Consider the following 18,314-nt stretch of genomic DNA (forward strand, 5'->3'; position numbering starts at 1 on the left):
TGTGATGCCCCGGTGCCGTTGGTGCCGTGGTGGTGCGTGTCCAGACTGGCCGCGTTCCGCGACCGGCGATGTAGCCGTTTACACATCCGGCGGAGATTCATCCGCCGGGTTTCCGCCGGGGCGTGCGCGCCCCTCCGCGAGCAGCACCAGGACCCGCATGTCGAGGACGACGACGGTGCGGTGGGCGGTGCGGACCACGTCCTGTTCCCGGAGCAGGCGCAGCGCCTTCGCGACCGCCTCCCGGGTGGCTCCGACGGCTGCCGCCAGATCGTGCTGCGGCAGCGGCAGTTCGAGCACGGTCCCGGCGTCGCCCTGCCGTCCCGCGCGCTCGGCCAGCTCGACGAGACGGGCCGCGAGGCGCTGGAGGACGGTCTCGGAGGCGAGTGCGCGGCGTTCGACGTCGGCGCTGCGCAGCCGGGTGGCGAGCTGGCGCATGACCAGCGAGGTGGCGTGCGGGCGGGCGGCGAGGAAGCGCCGGAACCGGTCGCCGGAGACGGCCACGGCCTCGACCGTGCCGAGGGCGGTGACGCTGGCGCTGCGCGGGCGCAGGTCGACGGCGGCGAGGTCGCCGACGACCTCGCCGGCGCCCCGGAGGGCGAGGATGAGCCGCGAACCGCGCTCGGTGCCGACGGAGACGACGGCCCATCCGGAAAGCAGCGCGAGGACGAAGGCGCTGGTGTCGCGTTCGCGGATCATCACCTCCCCGGGTTCGTAGACGCGCCGGGCGCCCTCGGCGAGCAGGGACCGCCGGTCTGCCGCCGGGAGGGCATGGAGGAAGGAGCGGTCCTGGCCGAAGAGACTCACCGACCGCTCACCCCCGTACCGTCCTCGGGCCCTTCGGGAAAGACCGCCCACCAGTGCCCGACCGGCGCGTTCGTGTGCCTGTTCTCGCCTCATGTGGCTCACTCGGTCCCGCAGTTGACGCTCTGTCACGTCGCGGGGTGAAGAACGCTAGAGGGTGCGGAAGAAACGCGTCAACGGGCACGGGGGGCGCAGGGGAGCGCCGTTGCCGGCACCCCTGCGCCCCCCGTCGGATCTCGTCGCCCAGGCCGGGCTCAGGGCGTCAGAGCCTCGGGTCCACCGGCTCCGATTCCAGGGCCAGGACCGCGAAGACGGCCTCGTGAACCCGCCAGAGCGGCTCCCCTTCCGCGAGCCGGTCGAGCGCCTCCAGGCCCAGCGCGTACTCGCGCAGCGCCAGCGAGCGCTTGTGGCCGAGGAACCGCTGCCGCAGCCGCTCCAGGTTCTCCGGCCGGGTGTACTCGGGGCCGTAGATGATCCGGAGGTACTCCCGGCCGCGCACCTTCACGCCCGGCTGGGCGAGCCTGCCCTTGGGATCGCGGACGAGCGCGGCCAGCGGCTTGACGACCATGCCCTCGCCGCCGGCGCCGGTCATGTCCAGCCACCAGTCGACGCCGGCGCGGACCGACGCCTCGTCGCCGGTGTCGACGACGAGCCGGCGGGTGACCTGGAGCAGCCCGGTCGGATCGTGCTCCACGAGCCGGTCGAGCCAGGCCAGCTGCTCGTCGTGGGGTACGGCGGCGAGCGAGCGTCCGGTCGCCGCGAGCAGCTGGAAGGGGGCGAACCGTACGCCCTCCAGGCCCTCGGTCGGCCAGCAGTACCTGCGGTACGCCTCGGTGAAAGCGGCAGCGTCCGCCGCCCGCTCCCGCTGCTTGGCGAGCAGCCCGTCGATCCCGTCGACCCCGCGCGCCACCGCCCGTTCGAGGGCGGAGACGGCGCCGGGGAAGACGGCCCCGGAGGCCGCGCCGACCGCCGCGTACTGGTGGCGGAGCAGTCCCGCCGACTTGAGCGACCACGGCATCAGCTCGCCGTCGAGCAGCAGCCAGTCCGCGCCGAACTCGTCCCAGAGCCCGGCGGCCCCGATCGCGGTCCGCAGCCGGCCGAGGACCTCCTCGGTGACGGCCGGATCGTCGAAGAAGGGCCGCCCTGTGCGGGTGTGCAGCGCACCGGTCACCCCGTCGACACCGAAGTGCTCGCGTGCGGCCCCGGCGTCCCGGCAGACCAGGGCAACGGCCCGGGAGCCCATGTGCTTCTCCTCGCACACCACCCGCTCGACCCCGTCCGCCCGGTACTGGGCGAAGGCCTCGGCCGGGTGCTCCAGGTAGCCCTCCTCCTTCGATGTGGCGGTCGGCGCCATCGTCGGCGGCAGGTAGGTGAGCAGCCGGGGGTCGACCGCGAACCGGCTCATCACTTCGAGAGCCGCCGCCGCGTTCTCCTCCCGCACGGCGACGTTGCCGTGCTGCCGGGTCTCCACGATCCGCCGGCCGTGCACGTCGGCCAGGTCCAGGGGACGTCCCTGGTGCCCGCCGGGCGCCTCGGTCGCGAGCGGGCGGGCGGGCTCGTACCAGACGCGCTCGGCCGGTACGTCGACGAGTTCGCGCTCCGGCCAGCGCAGCGCGGTCATCTTCCCGCCGAAGACGGCTCCGGTGTCGAGACAGATGGTGTTGTTGATCCAGGACGTGTTCGGCACGGGGGTGTGCCCGTACACGACGGTGGCCCGCCCCCGGTACTCCTCGGCCCACGGGTAGCGCACCGGCAGCCCGAACTCGTCGGTCTCGCCGGTGGTGTCCCCGTAGAGCGCGTGCGAGCGCACCCGCCCGGAGGTCCGGCCGTGGTACTTCTCCGGCAGTCCCGCGTGGCAGACGACGAGGTCGCCGCCGTCGAGGACGTAGTGGCTGACGAGTCCTTCGATGAACCGTCCGACCTCCGCCCGGAACTCCTCGCTCTCGTGCCCCAGCTGCTCGATCGTCTCGGCCAGGCCGTGCGTCTCCTGCACCTTGCGGCCCTTGAGCCAGCGGCCGAGCTTGTTCTCGTGGTTGCCGGGGACGCACAGCGCGTCGCCCGAGGCGACCATCGCCATCACCCGGCGCAGGACGCCCGGCGAGTCGGGCCCCCGGTCGACGAGGTCGCCGACGAAGACCGCCGTACGCCCCTCGGGGTGGTGGCCGTCGACGTAGCCGAGCTTCGCGAGCAGGGTCTCCAGCTCGGAGCGGCAGCCGTGGATGTCACCGATGATGTCGAAGGGGCCTGTGAGGTGACGCAGGTCGTTGAAGCGGCGCTCCAGGACGACTTCGGCGTCCTCGACCTCCTCGACGGACCGCAGCACGTGCACCTTGCGGAACCCCTCGCGCTCCAGGCCCCTCAGCGAACGGCGCAGCTCGCGGCGGTGACGCTGGATGACGTGCGCGGGCATGTCCGCGCGGTCCGGGCGTGCGGCGTTCCGGCTGCGGCACACGTCCTCGGGCAGGTCGAGGACGATCGCGATGGGCAGCACGTCGTGGGACCTGGCCAGCTGGACGAGCTGACGCCGGGCCTCCTGCTGCACGTTGGTGGCGTCGACGACGGCGAGGCGTCCGGCCGCGAGGCGCTTGCCGACGATGTAGTGGAGGACGTCGAAGGCGTCCCGGCTCGCGGACTGGTCGTTCTCGTCGTCGGCGACGAGCCCCCGGCAGAAGTCGGAGGAGACGATCTCGGTCGGCTTGAAGTGGCGCCGGGCGAAGGTGGACTTGCCGGAGCCGGTGGCACCGACGAGCACCACGAGGGACAGGTCGGTGACGGGCAGGGTACGGGTCATGCCGCGACCTCCTTCAAGGTCTCGTCGGTGCGGGTGAAGACGGCCATCTGGGTGGGCGGTCCGACCTCGGGGTCGTCGGGGCCGACGGGGGTGAACCCGACGCCGTACCCGTACCGCTCGGCCACCGACACGGCCCAGCTCCGGAACTCCTCGCGCGTCCACTCGAAGCGGTGGTCGCTGTGCCGGACGTGTCCGGCGGGGAGCGTCTCCCAGCGGACGTTGTACTCGACGTTCGGCGTGGTGACGAGGACCGTGCGCGGCCGGGCCGAGCCGAACACCGCGTACTCGAGGGCCGGCAGTCTCGGCAGGTCGAGGTGCTCGATCACCTCGCTGAGCACGGCGGCGTCGTAGCCGGTCAGCCGCTTGTCGGTGTACGCGAGCGAGCCCTGCAGCAGCTTCACGCGGGCCGCCTGCCGCTCCACCATCCGGTCGAGCCGCAGCCGGCGGGCGGCGACGGACAGGGCGCGGACGGACACGTCGACACCGACGACCTCCGTGAAGCGCACGTCCTTGAGCAGGGCCTGCACCAGCTGGCCCTGGCCGCAGCCCAGGTCGAGGACCCGGCTCGCCTCCGCCGTGGCCAGGGCGGCGAGGATCGCCTCCCGCCGCTGTTCGGCGAGCGGCACCGGCCGCTCCTCGGTGTCGGTCGACTCGTCGACGGCGTTGTCGACGTCGTCGACGTCCAGGCCCTCGGCCTCGGCGAGCCGCACCAGTTCGAGCCGCTCCGTCGCCTCGCGGGCCAGGCCCCAGCGGCGGGAGAGGTAGCGTGCCGTGATCAGCTTCCGCTCGGGGTGGCCGGCGAGCCAGCCGTCACCGGCGCGCAGCAGCTTGTCGACCTCGTCGGGCGCGACCCAGTAGTGCTTGGCGTCGTCGAGGACCGGCAGCAGGACGTACAGGTGGTTGAGGGCGTCCGCGAGCCGCAGCTCGCCCTCCAGGACCAGCCGTACGTAGCGGGAGTCGCCCCACGCGGGGAACTCCGCGTCCAGGGCCACCGGCTCGACGTCCACCGTGTCCCAGCCCAGCGGGCCGAACAGGGCGCGCACCAGGTCCGCGCCGCCCCTCGCGGGCAGCGCGGGGACCTCGACGCGCAGCGGCAGCGGCGCGGCGGCCCGCTCGGGCATCGCCTGGCACACCCCGTGCAGCGCCGTCTTGAAGACCTTGGCGAGCGCGACGGCGAGCAGCGAGGACGCCGCGTAGGGCCGGTCGTTCACGTACTGCGCGAGCGCGGAGTCCGGGGCGCCGCCCCGGCCCTTGCCCTTGCCGCGGCGCACCAGCGCCACGGGGTCCACCTCCAGGAGAAGTGCCGCCGTGCACCGCTCGGCGCTCGCCTCGGGGTAGAGGACGTGCGCCGTGCCGTGGGAAGTCGAGAACGTCTGCGCCCGCTCGGGATGCTTGTGCAGCAGGAAGCCGAGATCGGTCGCGGGACGCTCCTGGTTGCCGGTCGTACTGATCGTCAGGAACACCCGTCCGAGTATGGTGCCCCTATCCCCGCCCCCACCAGGCATTTTCGGGCGGCGGGGGCGGGCCCGGTCAGGTCGTGTAGTCCGCGTTGACGCGGACGTAGCCGGCGGACAGGTCGCAGCCGTAGACCGTGGCCTCGGCCTCCCCTGTGCCGAGCGTGACGACGATGTCGACCTCGTCCCGGCGCATGAGGGCGGCGAGTGCGTCCAGGGTGCCGGCCCCGGGCTCTTCCGGGTACACCTCGACGTCACCGAACCGGACGGTCACCTTGTCCGGCGCGATGTCGGTGTCGTCGGTGTTCTTGCCGACGGCCATCAGCACACGGCCCCAGTTGGGATCGGCGCCGTGGACGGCGGTCTTGACCAGCGGGGAGTTCACCACGCTCTTGGCGATGCGCTTGGCCTGTCCGTGGTCACCGGCCTGGGCGACCGTGACGCGCAGGAGCTTGGTGGCGCCCTCGCCGTCACCGGCCAGCTGCAGGGTGAGGTCCAGGCAGAGGTCGGCGAGGGCTTCGGCGAACTCGGTCGGGTCGACCGGTCCGGCGGCGCCGTTGGCGATGACCGCCACCGTGTCGGAGGTGGAGGTGTCGGTGTCGACGCTCAGGCAGTTGAACGTGCGGTCCACCGCCGCCCGCAAGGCGCTGTCCAGGTCGGCCGCGGTCACGTCCGCGTCGGTGAACAGGTAGGCCAGCATCGTGGCCATGTTCGGCTCCAGCATGCCGACCCCCTTGGCGACGCCCACGACGCGGGCCTGCCCGACGGTCCGTACGGCGGTCTTCGGGCGGGTGTCGGTGGTCATCATCGCGCGCGCCACGTCCAGCGGCCCCGCCACGAACGCCGCGAGGCCGCTGCCGGCTGCCTCGTCGAAGTGCGCGCGGATGGTGTCCATCGGCAGCGGGCGTCCGATGACGCCGGTGGAGCCGATGAGCACCTCGCCCTCGGGGATGCCCAGGATCCCGGCGACGCGGCGGACGACCTCGGCGGCGTTCTCCTCTCCCTGGCGGCCGGTGGCGACGTTCGCGTTCTGGGCGAGTGTCGTCACGGCCCGCAGGTTCCGCCCCGCGGCGTGCGCGCGGCTGAGGACGACGGCCGGACCCGCGAAGAGGCTCTGGGTGAACACCGCCGCGCTGACGGCCGGCCGGTCCGACGCGACGACCGAGATGTCGTCGCCGTGCGCGCGCAGTCCGCCGTTGCCCGTGTAGGCGCGGAAGCCGGTCGGCCACGTCACGGGGCTGGAGTCTCCACCACTCTCGAATGCATGGTCATGCGTCATGTCGCATATATTTACATGTCAAGGATCCGCTGTCCATGGGCTTTGGGCCGTCTCAGCCCCCTCCTCCACGGCGGCCAGGGACGCCGCCAGAGCCGCGATCGTGGCGGGCCCCACCCGGCAGCAGCCACCGACGATCCGGGCACCGGCCGCGGCCCATGCGGCGGCGCGGGCCGGGTCGAAGGCCGTGTCGCCGCGCCAGCCCCGCCCCCGGGCGTCCCACAGTTCGCCGCTGTTGGGGTAGACCACGGCCGGCTTGCCGGTCGCCACCACCGCGCGCTCCACGGCGGCCCCCGCCCCGCCCGGGTCGCAGCAGTTGACCCCCACGGCGACGACCTGGTCGTTCCCGGCGGCGACCGCGAAGGCCTCCGCCAGGTCCTGCCCCGCCCGGGTCCGACCGCCCTCGACCGTGTACGACAGCCACACGGGCACCCCGCACCCCTCGGCCGCCCGCAACAACGCCTCCGCCTCCACCGCGTCCGGAACCGTCTCCAGGGCGAGCACGTCCGGCTCCGCCGCCACGAGCGCCTCGATCCGGGGCCGGTGGAACGCCTCGAGCTCCCGTACGGAAAGCCCGTACCGTCCCCGGTACTCGCTCCCGTCCGCGAGCATCGCGCCGTACGGCCCCACGGACGCGGCGACCCAGATCTCCTCCCTGACCCGCCCCGCCGCCGTCCGGGCCAGTTCCACGCTCCGCGCGAGCAGCCCGGCCGCCTCGTCGCGGCCGACGCCCCGCCGGGCGAGGCCCTCGAAGGTGGCCTGGTAGCTGGAGGTGATCAGCACCCGGGCGCCGGCCCGTACGTACGCCGCGTGGGCCGCCTCGATCTGCTCGGGCCCGTCGGCCAGGAGCCGGGCGGACCAGAGCGCGTCCGTGAGGTCGCATCCCTGCGCCTCCAACTGGTTGGACAGCCCGCCGTCGAGGACGAGCACCCCCGCCCCGAGGGCTTCGGCGAACGTACGGACCGGCTTCATCGGAGCACTCCCCTCATCCCAGCTGCGACTGGACCTGTGCGGAGATCAGCTCCAGGTGGTCCAGGTCGTCCAGGTCCAGGACCTGGAGGTAGACCCGGGAGGAACCGACGGCCGCGTACCTCCCGAGCTTCTCGACGACCTCGGCGGGCGAGCCCGCGAGACCGTTCGCCTTCAGTTCGTCCACGTCGCGCCCGATGGCGGCGGCCCGGCGGGCCACCTCGGCGTCGTCCTTGCCGACGCAGACGACCAGCGCGTTGGAGTACACGAGGTCGTCGGGCGCCCGACCCGCCGCCTCGGCCGCGGCCCGGACCCGGCCGAACTGCCGCTCGCTCTCCTCCAGGGAGCCGAAGGGAAGGTTGAACTCGTCCGCGTACCGCGCGGCCAGACGCGGCGTGCGGCTCGCGCCGTGCCCGCCGATCAGCACCGGCACCCTCTCCTGGGCGGGCTTGGGCAGCGCGGGAGAGTCGGTGAGCTGGTAGAACTCCCCGTCGTAGCTGAAGGTCTTGCCGATCTCGGTCTCCCACAGACCGGTGACGATCGCCAGCTGCTCCTCGAGGCGGCCGAACTTCTCCTTGGGGAACGGAATGCCGTAGGCCTTGTGCTCCTCCTCGAACCACCCCGCTCCGAGTCCCAGCTCGACGCGCCCGCCGGACATGCGGTCGACCTGGGCGACCTGGATGGCGAGGACGCCGGGAAGCCGGAAGGTACCGGCCGTCATCAGCGTGCCGAGGCGGATCCGCTTGGTCTCCCGGGCGAGCCCGGCCAACGTGATCCAGGCGTCCGTCGGCCCGGGCAGCCCGTCGGCCGAGCCCATGCTGAGGTAGTGGTCGGAGCGGAAGAAGGCGTCGAATCCGAGGTCCTCGGTGGCGCGTGCCACCGCGAGGAGGGTGTCGTAGTCCGCCCCCTGCTGGGGTTCGGTGAAGATGCGAAGATCCATGCCTCCATCCTGCACCGTCGGGTGCGTGTCAACCTCTCCGTCAGCGCCTCCGTCAACCTCTCCGTCACCTCCTTGATCGCCGCGGCTCGGTCGGGTGAATATCCGGCCCCCTGGCGGGCCGCGTCCGCCCCGGCCAGTGACCGGGGCCCGGCACCCGTCGTTGGCTCGGGCGGAGCCGGACCGCCCGGCCCGCGCGCCGGCGGCCGCTGCCGGTGCGTCTCTCTCGTGGCCCCGTCCTCGGTGTCGGGGTCCGGGCCCAGGAGGCCGCCATGTCCCAGGAAGCCGCGCCGGAGCGGGTCGTGCCCGAGCAGCCGGTGCCGCAGTCCGTGCCCGCGCAGAAGGGCGCCGGTGCCCCCAAGGGCCTGCTCCAGCAGATGGAGGAGCTGATGGCGGCGCTCGACGCCGACCTCTCCCGGCTGGACGCCGACCTCCAGTCCACGACCGACCGCGACGAGCAGGCCCAACGGCCCGAGCAGCATTAGCCGGACGAGCGCCAGTCGGACGAGCGCCAGTCGGGCCTCCGCCGTGTGCGGGACCGGCACCGGCCCACACCCAGCGCCGTTCACCACCGGCCCCGCCCCGGGCCCGCTCGCCCTCGGGCGGGGTCGGGCGGGCGGGCCCGCTCCCCGTCACGGACGGCCAGGCGCCGCAGCATCCCACGCACCCGGTCGCTCGACTCGTCTGCGGCGTCGATGGCCTCGATGCACTGCCAGTACAGCCCTTCCTCGTCGGTGGCGACGGCCACTCCGACCAGCGCGATCCCGACCTCCCCGAGCAACTCCCCCAACGCGGTCAACGACCCTTGCGCATCGACCACCTCGGAGAGCTGGGCCGCACGCGGCCCGCCCGAACCCCACGCCTGGTACTCCCCGATCTCGCTCAGCCCACGTGCCTCGCCGCGCAGCTCCTGCGGTCCGCAGAGCGCGAGATGATTCCCTATCGCCTGGGCGAGCGCCTGCGCCTGCCAGGCCTCCGCCACGATGTCCTGTGCCGTCCCGCTCTCCGCCAGCGCGTGCCGGCCAAGCGCGATGAGCCGCTCCGCTTCCATCAACGCCGCCCCCGTTCGTACGACTTATCTGCCCACTCAGTCCACTACCCAGAGTGAGGCCGCCTGAGCCCCAACACCAGGGGAATTCGGAAATCTGTGGACAGGAGGCTCGACGGGGAAAAGTCGATCACTCCGAAGAGTGACGATCTACGGTCGCACTACTCCTTCGCCCCCTCCCTCGCCCTCCTCCCCGTCCTCTCCACCCCGCCTCCGCACCGGAAATCTGACCTCGTTGCGGTCGATCTTCGCCGCGAGGGCGGCCAGCGGATCGATCCCGAGCACCGTGCAGAACTGGAGGAGATAGGCGAGGACGTCCGCCACCTCGTCGGCGACCCGGTGCGCCGAACCGGAGTCGTCCATCACCCGCTCCGCCTGCTCGGGCGTCAACCACTGGAAGATCTGCAGGAGTTCGGACGCCTCCACGCTGAGCGCCGCGGCCAGGTTCTTGGGGGTGTGGTACGGCTGCCAGTCGCGGGCCGCCGCGAACTCGGCCAGCCTCCGCTGCAGTCCCGCTACGTCGTTGCCCCCTGCGTCGTTGTCCGCTGCGCCCTTGTCCGTCACGCCCTTGTCCGTCACGTCGTTGTCCGTCACGCCCTCAGGTCTACCACCGTCACCCCGGGCGTCCCGCGCGCCTCCTCCGCCGCCCGGTCCCCGACCGTCCCGGCGATCCGGATGTGTCCGTCGGCGGCGATGCCCGTGGCGAGGCGCAGGAGTTCGGTCACCTGACGCCCGTCGAGCCCCCGGTCGAGGCCGTCGGCGAGCAGCGTCAGGGACTGCATGGCGTCGGGCACCTCGGCGATCCGGTCCATCGCGAGCACGCCGGGTCCCGTGAGCAGGGTGAGCGCGAGGGCGAGATAGCGCAGTTCGCCGTCGCCGAGGCGGCCGAGCGGGGTCGCGGGCCGACCGCCCCGTTCGAGGACCGCCCGGACGGTGCCCTCCGGGAGCTCCTGGACCGCGAGACCGGTGACGGGTCCCGCGCAGCCGGCTCCGGCCAGGGCCGCGAGGCGCTGGTGCCGGCGGGGGCAGTCGGTGTGGGTGCGGTGCAGGACCTCGGCGAGGTTGCCGCAGCCGCGTCGCAGCCGCCCCTCGCCCGGGGGCACGGGAGCCCGCATCCGCTCGGGACGGGGGTCGCAGGCGAAGGCGGACCGCAGTCCGATGACCACCTGCTCGGCGGCGGCCAGGACCTCCAGCTGTCCCGGGGTCTTCCCCGCGACGCGCAGCGGCAGCAGCGCCGTACCCAGGAGGTCGTCAGGGAAGGGCGCCCGCGTGACGGGCGTGGTGCCTGCGGTGTGCCACTCGGCCTGGACGGTGCTGCGGCCCGGGTCGCGCAGCGCGGTGGCGAGCAGGGTGCGGCCGCGGCCGGTCAGCCGCTCGCCGACGATCCGGAGCCGGGGCTCGGCCTGCACGGCGAGGTCCAGGTGGACCGGGCCCTCCGGTCCGTCGACCGTGCATCCGATGCGGAAGCCGCGCCTGCCCTGGGCGTCGGGCCTGGCCCGCTCGGGGACGCAGTCGGCCGCGTCGGGGAATACCTCGCCGAGCGGATCGCCCGCGCCGAGGCGGGCCAGCGCCTCGTATGCCCGCAGGGTGGTGGACTTGCCGCTGCCGCTGGGCCCGGTGAAGAGGGTGACAGGACCCAGCGCGTGGACGGCGGCGCGGTGTCCGGCGAACGCGGACAGCCGCAGCTCGGTGACGGCCGGCCGTGCGCGCAGCCGGCCGCCCTCTCCGCCGACCGCGCCTCCCGCCCCGCTCTCGGCGCCGCGCCCGGCCTCGCCCTCGGCGGCGCGTCCGGCTCCGTGCCGGGGACGGCACTCCGACGGGGCCGGTCCCCGCGCCTCGGGGACGGAGGCGCGGAGGGAGGAGGCGCCGCGAGAGGAGGCGCCGTGGGAAGGGGAGCCGACGGACGGAGCGCCCGGGGGAGGCGGGGCGGTGAAGGGAGTGACGGGGGAAGGGGCGACGGTGGAGGAGTCGTCGAGGGTGAAGCCGCCGGTGAGGTCCATGCCCGGACCGTATGCAGTTCATTCCCTGACGAACCGTTACGTCGAGATGACCTTCCTACGATCGGGGGACGCCGGCGCTCCTGCCCCGGACGGCTTCCTCCTCGTCCTCGCCCTCGGCGCCCTCGACCTCCGTGCCGGCCGGGGCGAGAAGAAAAACGTTCCGGTCGACGCGGTGCATCACGCTGCCGAGACCGAAGACGACACCGCTGCTGAAGTCGAGGATGCGCTTGGCGACCTCGGTGTCGGCGCTCGTCAGGTCGAGGAGCACCGGGATCTGGGCGATGAGGTACTCGGCGACCTCACGGGCGTCGGCGAACACCTGCACGCGGAGCACGACCATGCGGCGCTGTTCGGCGGACTCGTACTGCTCGGGCATGCTGCGGTGGTCGACCCTGGACGGCCATTCGTCACGGCCGCGCAGGGGCACGACCTGGGCAAGGCCCTCCCACTGCTCGTCGGTGACGTCGTACCTCTCGTACCTACTCATGGCCCCATCCTCCCGCTCCTCACCCGTTCGGCCCAACAACGACACGAGGTGATGCCCGGATGGCGCAGCTATGCGCTCTTGTCCGACCCGGCGAGGCTCTTGTCCGCCTCGACATTGGCGACCATCCTGCGCAGCACCTTGAGCGCGGCCACGTACTCCTCGTCGCTGACACCCTCGTGGACCACGGCACGCACCTCGCTCGCCAGCCGGCGGATCCTCACCCGGGCGGCCTCGCCCGCGTCGGTGAGGTGGAGGCGGTGGGTGTCGTCGGTCCGCAGCCAGCCCCGGTGGAGCAACTGGTCCACCGCTCGGGCGATCTCCCGCGGCCCGTCCGCGAGGGGCGCCAACTGGGCGACCACTTCCTCGTGGGCCGGGGGCGTGGGTCCGCCGTTCACACGGTTGAGGACCCAGTACTGCGGCTGCGTGACGTCGACCCTGGCCATGGCGTCCCGCAGGTGCCCGGTCACGGTGGAGTGCGCGAGGCCGCTCCAGTATCCGACAGGCTGGGTGGCCAGCATGTCGTCGGAGACGGCCGGATCGGCGGGTGCCTGGTCCGTCGCGGGAGCGGCTGCGGAGGCGAAGGCGGAGGCGGAAGCCGAGGGCAGCGGGGAAGTCATGATCATGACGCTATCCCGGGCCGCGGCGGCGGGGACACCCCCGGGAACGGGGCGTTCGCGTCAGGCGAAGCACTGGGCCGGCCTGTGGAGTGCCCCCTGATCGCGCGGGCGGGCACTGAGGCGGCGGAGGGTACTCGACTTCGTCCAGGCAGTAGGTAGTCGGCGCACTCGCGGCAGGTTCCCGTCGGTCGCTAGCGGCCCGGCGTACGGGCCGGTTCGTCGCGGGCGTCGGACGGTTCGTCGGACGGTTCCTCGGCCCACAGGGACCGTACGTGGCCGAGGTGGCGGCGCATGCAGGCCTCGGCCCCGGGTGCGTCGCCGGCGATCATCAGGTCGAGGAGTTCGAGGTGTTCCTCCGCGGAGGAGACGAGCTTGCCCGCCTCGTCCAGGCCGGTCAGACCGTAGAGGCGGGAGCGCTTGCGCAGCTCCCCCACCGTCTCCACCAGGCGGTCGTTGCCGGCGAGGGCCAGCAGCGCGAGATGGAAGCGGCGGTCCGCCTCCAGATAGCCGATGAGGTCGTGCTCCCTGGCTCGGGACACGATCTCCCCGGCGACCGGGCGCAGCGCCTCCAGCCGCTCCCGGTCTGCCGTCCTCGTGACGCGTCCGACGGTGGGCACCTCGATGAGGGTGCGCAGCTCGGTGAACTGGTCGAGGTCCCGCTCGCTGACCTCGGTGATACGGAAGCCCTTGTTGCGGACGGGTTCGACCAGGCCCTCGCGTGCCAGGTCGAGCATGGCCTCGCGGACGGGGGTGGCGGAGACGCCGAGGTCGTTGGCGAGTCCGGGGGCCGAGTAGACCTGTCCTGGCCGGAGTTCGCCGGCGATGAGCGCGGCGCGGAGCGCGTGCCCGACCTGGTCGCGGAGGCGTTCCTGCGCCCTGACGAGGCCGTACTGCTTCAGGTCACCCATCGCGCGCCCTCCGAGATGTCACGGAGGGGCATCGTACAATGTCACGTTTCCCTTCCGGCGTACGGAAGTTGGCACGGCTCTGCTCCATCTCGGGCGGGCCCGCAGCCGGCGTGAAGGGCGTGCGTCGTTGGTCGACGGAGCCGTCGTCGGGGCCGATCCCGACGTCGGGCCGTCGGACGCGCACGTTACGTTGGGCGCATGACGGAAGTGACCCACGTACCGCACGGGCCGAGCGACTCGGTGGCGGCGCGGTCGTCGTGATCGAGGAACTGATACCCGCCCCCGCGAGCGCCGCCCACACCTTCCTCGACTCCGAGTCGGCCGTCCGTGCACTGTTCCCGGAAGAGGCCGCCGTCGTCGCGCGCGCCGTACCGAAACGGCGGCAGGAGTACGCGGACGTCCGCATGTGCGCCCGGCGGGCGATGAACGCGCTGGGCGTGCCCGCGGTGGCCCTCGTACCGGGGCGGCGGGGCGCTCCGAGGTGGCCCGAGGGTCTCGTGGGGAGCATGACCCACTGCGCCGGGTACCGCGCGGCCGTCGTCGGGCACGTCCGCGACTACCGCGGCCTCGGCATCGACGCGGAACCGAACGAGCCCCTTGGCGACGGCCTGCTGGAGTACGTCTCCCTGCCGCAGGAGCGCGTCCGGATCCAAGCACTGACCGCGGCCGCGCCGGAAGTCCACTGGGACCGCCTGCTGTTCAGTGCCAAGGAGTCGGTGTTCAAGGTCTGGTACCCGCTGACCGAGCGTGAGCTCGACTTCGAGGAGGCGGACATCCGGATCGACCGGATCGAACCGGACGCCGGAACGTTCACCGCGCACGTCGCCGTTCCCGCCGAAGGCCCGGACGGCGAGCACCTGAAGGTGATGGAAGGGCGCTGGCTCTGCCGCGACGGTCTCGTCGTGACGGCCGTCGCACTCCGGCGTACGAACCCCGGCGTGCGCACACCCCGGTGACGCGCCCCGATGACGTACCCCCCCCCCGTGACACCGTCCGCTACTGGGCGGTCGGCCGGTGCTCCGGAGTGCAGGTCCAGGGGCGAAGGCGCTACACGGCCTTGCCGATGTGGGGCGGGGGGCACGTCAGCTCTCCTCGGGGTCGGCGGTCCGGTCGACCACCTCGCCGCACAGCCAGGCGGCGGCCGCCGCGAGGAGGGCCGTCACGCCGGTCCGGATCGTGGGCTCGGGTACGGGGGCGAAGAGCGGGGAGTGGTTGGCGGGGACCGTGTCGGGCAGGCCGTCCTTCAGCAGCTCCTCGACGGCGACGTGCCGGAAGTGGGCGGGGTCGGCGCCGCCGAAGTGCCAGAACACCGAGGGGACGCCGAGGGCGGTCCCGAAGACACCGAAGTCCTCGCTGCCGGTGAGGGTCTGGGGCAGGGTGAAGACCCTTTCCCTGCCGAGGGCTTCGCCGATCGCCGCCAGGACGGTGCCGGTGGCCCGGTCGTCGTTCACGGTCACCGGGAAGGAGTTGATCCCGGCGATCTCCGGGTCCTTCGGGGCGCCGGAGGCGGCGGCCTCGGCACGGACGATCCGTTCGACGGCCGCCAGCACCCGGTCCCGTACCGCGGGGGTCGTGGAGCGGATGTTGATCCGCAGGTCGGCGGTCTCGGGGATGATGTTCTCCTTGGTGCCCGCGTGCAGCGAGCCGACGGTGACCACGGCGGTCTGCGCCGCCGGCACCTCCCGGGAGACGACCGTCTGCAGCCGCATGACGACCGCGGCGGCCATGACGATCGGGTCGACGGTCGTCTCGGGCGCGGATCCGTGACCGCCGCGGCCGAAGAGACGGACCCGCAGGCTGTCGGACGCGGCCATCACCGGTCCTGGCCGGGTGCCGACGAGGCCGACGGGGGCGGGGGACACATGCTGGCCGAGGCAGACGTCGGCGCGCGGGAAGCGCGCCAGGAAGCCGTCCTCGATCATCGCCGGTGCCCCGCCGACCTCCTCGGCGGGCTGGAAGACGGCGACGACCGTGCCGCGCCATTCCGCACGGGCGGCGGCCAGTTGGGCGGTGGCACCGAGGAGACAGGTGACGTGCATGTCGTGGCCGCAGGCGTGCATGACGGGGACCTCCTGGCCCTCGCCGTCGACGGCCGTCTCCCGTGAGGCGTACGGCAGTCCCGTCCGCTCCTCGACGGGGAGACCGTCCATGTCGGCGCGGAGCAGGACCACGGGGCCCTCGCCGTTGGCCATGACCCCGACGACGCCGGTGCCGCCGACGCCCTCGGTGACCTCCCAGCCCTGTTCGCGGAGCAGGGCGGCGACGAATCCGGCCGTACGGAACTCCTGGAAGGACAGCTCGGGGTGGGCGTGCAGGTCCTCGTAGACGGCGCGCAGACCGGGCAGCCGCTCAGGGAAGCCGGACAGCAGGCGCGTGACGGAGGCGGCGGTCATGAGTACTCCTCGGAACCGGACGTAAGGGACGTGACGGAGAAGGCGGGTGACCGCGGCGGCGGTCAGGAGTGCGCCTTCGCGGGCGCGGGCAGGTCGGACACGCCGGTGGCCGTCCGGAAGGACGCGGCGTCCTGCGGGGTCAGGAGGGCCATGACGGTGGCGATGGCCGCCCCGAGGACCAGGGAGGCGAAGGCCACCTGGAAGGAGAAGGCGTCGGCGAGCATGCCGACGACGGGCGGGGCGACCATGCCGGCCACCTGGCCGCCGAGGACGATCACCGCGCTGCCCACGCCGACCTGCTCGGGTGCGAGTCCGCTCAGCGGGACGGCGAAGACGGGCATGTAGCAGAGGGACACGGCGACCGAGGCGAGCGTGCCGAAGGCGACGAAGCCGGTGAGGGAGGGCGAGAAGGCCATGAGGAGCAGAGCGGCGGAGGCCACCGTCATGCCGGGCACGATCACCTTGCGGTGATGACCGCCGAACCGGTCGGAGAGTCGGCCGCCGACGACGATCGCGCCGGCGGCGGCGAGGGCCGGGATCGCCGCGAGGGCTCCGGCCCGGGCGAGGGAGACGCCGTGCTCCTCGCTGAGGTACGAGGGGATCCAGGTGCTGAGTCCCCAGACGATCGCGCTGTAGCCGAACATCATGGCGCTGAAGCGCCAGACCACGCCGAGCCGCAGGACGCCGCCCGCACCCGGACGGGCGGTGCCGGCCTCCGGCCCGGTGCGGGGCAGCGGGGCGGGCAGCCACATCCGTACCGCCACCAGGACGAGGACTCCGAGCGCCGCCGTCGAGTAGAACGCGGAGCGCCAGCCGAAGGCCGCGATCAGGGGCGCGACGAGCAGCGGGGTGAGGACGCCGGCGACGGCGTTGGAGCTCATGATCACGCCGTTGGCGCCCATGCGTTCGGCCGGTGTGGTCCGCTCGACGAGGACCTTCAGGGAGGCGGGCGGGAAGATGCCCTCGGCGGCGCCGAACGCGAACCGCATGACGAGCAGGACGGCGAACGACCAGGCGAAGCCGGTCAGAGCGGTGAACACCGACCAGGACAGCAGCGCCCAGAGCGTGACCCGCTGCGCTCCGTAGCGGTCGGCGAGCATCCCGCCGGGGATCTGGGCGAGGGCGTAGGCGAGGAAGAACGCGGAGACGATCAGCCCCTGCTGTCCGCGGCTGAGGCCGAACTCGGCGCCGAGCGAGGGCAGGACCAGGTTGATGACGAGCCGGTCGGCGTAGTCGACCAGCCAGGCGGCGAACAGCAGGACGATCGTGACCCGGACGGTTCTCCGGGCGGACTGCGGGGACGGAGCAGACACGCGGCACTCCTCATCGCGTGGCCGAAACTGTGCATCGGCCGGAAGTGCCCCTACGATCCGGTCTGTGACCGAAATCCATGAGGAATTGCAGGAAAACATCTCGGGGGAAGCTCCGGCACCCGATTCCCGCGCCTCCGGTGACGACAAGCACTTCTCCGAACTGGACCTGGCGCTCGTCGACGCCCTGCAGGCCGCGCCCCGGGCGCCCTGGTCCCGTATCGGCCCGGCCCTCGGTGTCGACGCGACCACGGCGGCCCGCCGCTGGGAACGGCTCCGTACGAACGGTCTGGCCTGGGTCACCGCGTACGACGCGGCGAAGTCCGCGACCGTCGCCTACGTCGAGGTGCGGTGTCGGCCCCGGTCCCTCGAATCGGTCGCCACCGCCCTGGCGGAGATGCCCTGGGTCTTCACCGTCGACGAGGTCGCGGGCGACTTCGACGTCCTGGCGACGGTCGCCGCCGCGGACCTGCCCTCCCTCGGCCGCTCGGTGCACGGCCTGATCGGCGGCCTGGACGGGGTCCGGTCCACCCGTGCGCGGCTCGGGATCACGCTGTACGGCGAAGGCGGTGACTGGCGGATGCGGGCCATGGAGCCCGCCGGACACGCGGAACTCGCCACTCCGCGCACCTCGCGCCCCACCGCGTACAGCGCCCACAGGCACCACCGGTCCACCCCGGAGGACCAGGCCCTGCTCGCGGCCCTCGGCGTCGACGGACGCCTCGGCTACACCGACCTCGGCGCCGCGGCCGGCCTGAGCGAACACACCGCCCGCCGCCGCCTCCAGCGGATGGTCCGGGACAAGGACATCACCTTCCGCTGCGACCTGGCCCATCCCCTCGCGGGGCTCTCGACGGTGGTGCTCTACCGGACCGCGGTCCCCCACACCCATCTCGAAGCCACGGGCAGCGCACTGGCCCGGATGGACGAGGTCCGCCTCGCCGTGTCCGTCAGCGGCTCCGACAACCTGCTCGTGATGGTCTGGCTCCGCGGCCTCCACGCCATCGACCCCTTCGAGGCGCAGCTCGCGGAACGCTTCCCGAACCTGCGGGTCAACGACCGCACGGTGTTCCTCCACACCCGCAAACGCATGGGCCGCCTCCTCGACACCACGGGCCGCGCCACGGGACACGTCCCGTTCGCCCTGCCGCGGGTGTGACCCCTGACCCGTTCGTCGAGTACGGGTTCGGGGTACGGGATCGGGCGCCGGCAACCGCCCGGTGGGGCTCGACGGGCACCCCCTCCTCGGATGCGCCGGTCGCCCCGGCATGTGGCCCCGAGCCCGTGGCTCACCCCCTGGCGGCCCGACCGGGACCCGATCGC

Annotated in this window: 17 protein-coding genes; 3 read left to right on the forward strand and 14 right to left on the reverse strand. The window is 73.1% G+C overall.

Going from position 1 to position 18,314, the window contains the following annotated elements; all coding sequences use genetic code 11:
* Nucleotides 1–78 precede the first annotated feature (78 nt).
* The 6 genes from ACIA8N_RS15980 to ACIA8N_RS16005 form a co-directional block, all read right to left on the reverse strand.
* Nucleotides 79–804: a Crp/Fnr family transcriptional regulator gene (locus ACIA8N_RS15980; protein ID WP_365787261.1), complete on the reverse strand. Its 726-nt coding sequence runs from the start codon at nt 802–804 to the stop codon at nt 79–81.
* Nucleotides 805–1,063: 259 nt separating this feature from the next.
* The gene (locus tag ACIA8N_RS15985) at nt 1,064–3,592 is read right to left on the reverse strand and encodes a polynucleotide kinase-phosphatase (protein WP_365787259.1); all 2,529 of its coding nucleotides are present in this window, start codon (nt 3,590–3,592) and stop codon (nt 1,064–1,066) included.
* Nucleotides 3,589–5,055, reverse strand: coding sequence for a 3' terminal RNA ribose 2'-O-methyltransferase Hen1 (locus ACIA8N_RS15990; protein ID WP_365787257.1), 1,467 nt, complete (start codon nt 5,053–5,055; stop codon nt 3,589–3,591). The genes ACIA8N_RS15985 and ACIA8N_RS15990 overlap by 4 nt, the downstream gene beginning before the upstream one ends.
* A gap of 67 nt (nt 5,056–5,122) precedes the next feature.
* Entirely contained in the window at nt 5,123–6,325 is a 1,203-nt protein-coding gene (gene argJ / locus ACIA8N_RS15995) for a bifunctional glutamate N-acetyltransferase/amino-acid acetyltransferase ArgJ (RefSeq protein WP_365787255.1), read from the reverse strand.
* Between the two features lie 18 nt (nt 6,326–6,343).
* Nucleotides 6,344–7,294 (reverse strand): homocysteine S-methyltransferase, encoded by a 951-nt coding sequence (gene mmuM / locus ACIA8N_RS16000; protein ID WP_365787253.1) that lies wholly within the window; start codon nt 7,292–7,294, stop codon nt 6,344–6,346.
* 13 nt (nt 7,295–7,307) lie between these two features.
* Nucleotides 7,308–8,231: an LLM class F420-dependent oxidoreductase gene (locus ACIA8N_RS16005; RefSeq protein WP_365787251.1), complete on the reverse strand. Its 924-nt coding sequence runs from the start codon at nt 8,229–8,231 to the stop codon at nt 7,308–7,310.
* Nucleotides 8,232–8,500: 269 nt separating this feature from the next.
* Between ACIA8N_RS16005 and ACIA8N_RS16010 the strand changes: the two genes are divergently transcribed.
* Nucleotides 8,501–8,713, forward strand: coding sequence for a hypothetical protein (locus ACIA8N_RS16010; RefSeq protein ID WP_365787249.1), 213 nt, complete (start codon nt 8,501–8,503; stop codon nt 8,711–8,713).
* An 80-nt stretch (nt 8,714–8,793) separates the two neighbouring features.
* On the opposite strand, the gene ACIA8N_RS16015 is transcribed toward ACIA8N_RS16010, so the two are convergent.
* From ACIA8N_RS16015 to ACIA8N_RS16040, 6 genes are all read right to left on the reverse strand, one after another.
* On the reverse strand, nt 8,794–9,279 hold the full coding sequence (locus ACIA8N_RS16015) for a DUF6099 family protein (RefSeq protein ID WP_365787247.1): 486 nt from the start codon (nt 9,277–9,279) through the stop codon (nt 8,794–8,796).
* Between the two features lie 147 nt (nt 9,280–9,426).
* Nucleotides 9,427–9,840 (reverse strand): nucleotide pyrophosphohydrolase, encoded by a 414-nt coding sequence (locus ACIA8N_RS16020; protein WP_365787267.1) that lies wholly within the window; start codon nt 9,838–9,840, stop codon nt 9,427–9,429.
* Nucleotides 9,841–9,866: 26 nt separating this feature from the next.
* On the reverse strand, nt 9,867–11,276 hold the full coding sequence (locus ACIA8N_RS16025) for an ATP-binding protein (protein ID WP_365787245.1): 1,410 nt from the start codon (nt 11,274–11,276) through the stop codon (nt 9,867–9,869).
* Between the two features lie 55 nt (nt 11,277–11,331).
* Nucleotides 11,332–11,763, reverse strand: coding sequence for a cell division protein SepF (locus ACIA8N_RS16030; RefSeq protein WP_365787243.1), 432 nt, complete (start codon nt 11,761–11,763; stop codon nt 11,332–11,334).
* A 68-nt stretch (nt 11,764–11,831) separates the two neighbouring features.
* Complete coding sequence (locus ACIA8N_RS16035; RefSeq protein ID WP_365787241.1) at nt 11,832–12,380, reverse strand: MarR family winged helix-turn-helix transcriptional regulator; 549 nt, start codon at nt 12,378–12,380, stop codon at nt 11,832–11,834.
* 191 nt (nt 12,381–12,571) lie between these two features.
* A complete protein-coding gene (locus tag ACIA8N_RS16040; RefSeq protein WP_365787239.1) occupies nt 12,572–13,288 on the reverse strand; it encodes a GntR family transcriptional regulator in 717 nt (238 codons plus the stop codon).
* A gap of 257 nt (nt 13,289–13,545) precedes the next feature.
* On the opposite strand from ACIA8N_RS16040, the gene ACIA8N_RS16045 reads away from it, so the two are divergent.
* The gene (locus ACIA8N_RS16045; RefSeq protein WP_365787237.1) at nt 13,546–14,244 is read left to right on the forward strand and encodes a 4'-phosphopantetheinyl transferase superfamily protein; all 699 of its coding nucleotides are present in this window, start codon (nt 13,546–13,548) and stop codon (nt 14,242–14,244) included.
* Between the two features lie 126 nt (nt 14,245–14,370).
* On the opposite strand, the gene ACIA8N_RS16050 is transcribed toward ACIA8N_RS16045, so the two are convergent.
* Together ACIA8N_RS16050 and ACIA8N_RS16055 are read right to left on the reverse strand one after the other, a co-directional pair.
* The gene (locus tag ACIA8N_RS16050; RefSeq protein ID WP_365787235.1) at nt 14,371–15,681 is read right to left on the reverse strand and encodes an amidohydrolase; all 1,311 of its coding nucleotides are present in this window, start codon (nt 15,679–15,681) and stop codon (nt 14,371–14,373) included.
* A 62-nt stretch (nt 15,682–15,743) separates the two neighbouring features.
* Complete coding sequence (locus tag ACIA8N_RS16055; RefSeq protein ID WP_365787233.1) at nt 15,744–16,994, reverse strand: MFS transporter; 1,251 nt, start codon at nt 16,992–16,994, stop codon at nt 15,744–15,746.
* A 64-nt stretch (nt 16,995–17,058) separates the two neighbouring features.
* Between ACIA8N_RS16055 and ACIA8N_RS16060 the strand changes: the two genes are divergently transcribed.
* Nucleotides 17,059–18,150 (forward strand): Lrp/AsnC family transcriptional regulator, encoded by a 1,092-nt coding sequence (locus ACIA8N_RS16060; protein ID WP_365787231.1) that lies wholly within the window; start codon nt 17,059–17,061, stop codon nt 18,148–18,150.
* Nucleotides 18,151–18,314: the final 164 nt, after the last annotated feature.

The sequence above is a fragment of the Streptomyces sp. NPDC051822 genome, from assembly GCF_044452745.1.
In the GTDB taxonomy this organism is placed as follows: Bacteria; Actinomycetota; Actinomycetes; order Streptomycetales; family Streptomycetaceae; genus Streptomyces.